Annotated in this window: 2 protein-coding genes; both read left to right on the forward strand. The window is 42.4% G+C overall.

The genetic code is table 11. From position 1 onward, the window contains the following. On the forward strand, window positions 1–216 hold a 216-nt coding region (locus I6E84_RS14055), incomplete at its 5' end, for a hypothetical protein (protein ID WP_197218635.1). 4 nt (window positions 217–220) lie between these two features. Continuing rightward, on the forward strand, window positions 221–754 hold the full coding sequence (locus I6E84_RS14060; protein WP_197102980.1) for a GTP-binding protein: 534 nt from the start codon (window positions 221–223) through the stop codon (window positions 752–754). The last annotated feature ends 43 nt before the right edge of the window (window positions 755–797 follow it).

Here is a 797-nt window from a genome sequence, read left to right on the forward strand (position 1 = left end):
ATCAAGTTGACCAAAAAACCGTATCCATTTAACTTTTTGGCAGATAGTGGCGAATTTGGCACACCTCAGCAAGTCACACAAATTGTCAGAGAGTTTGAACGATCAGGCATCTTAAGCGTCACAGAAGCTGAGCCATTAGTAGAGAAAGTAGTGGTCAGTGAGAAAAAGCCTAATAAGTTTTATGGCGCGATCAAAAAATTCTTAGGAATGAGGTAAAAAATTGAACTATCAGAAGCTAGCTATCATTGGTGAAGTGGGTGCCGGAAAAACTCAATTGGTCCAAACACTAAGTGAGATTAGTCCTATCGAGACAGAAGCGAAGTCTAGTATCGATATCGGCAAAGAGTACACCACAGTCGGCATTGATTACGGACGGATCACACTGTCGGATGACATGGCTTTAGGCATCTATGGCGTACCAGGACAAGAACGTTTTTCCTTTTTATGGGAATTCGTCAACCAGTCTCTGTGGGGACTACTCATATTGATTCGCTATGGTGAAACCCCTGATTATGCCAATATGGATAAACTGCTCACCTTCTTCGAACCAGAAAAAAACGAGACCACTTGTGTCATCGCTATCACCCACTGTGAAGATGCTGACAAAGAAAGCCTATCAGCACTTGGTCAAGAAATCAGAATCATGTTGATGCAGCACAATGTAGTGGCCCCCGTGATCAACACCGATCCTAGAAGTAGAGAGTCCGCTGTGTCTCTTTTATCCTTATTCAACACTCTTAATAACCAAGACTGATGTTAGGTATGACTATGTCAAATGAAAAATCGCCAGCGAAACT

The sequence above is a fragment of the Psychrobacter sp. SCQQ22 genome, assembly GCF_015864605.1.
Taxonomy (GTDB): domain Bacteria; phylum Pseudomonadota; class Gammaproteobacteria; order Pseudomonadales; family Moraxellaceae; genus Psychrobacter; species Psychrobacter fozii.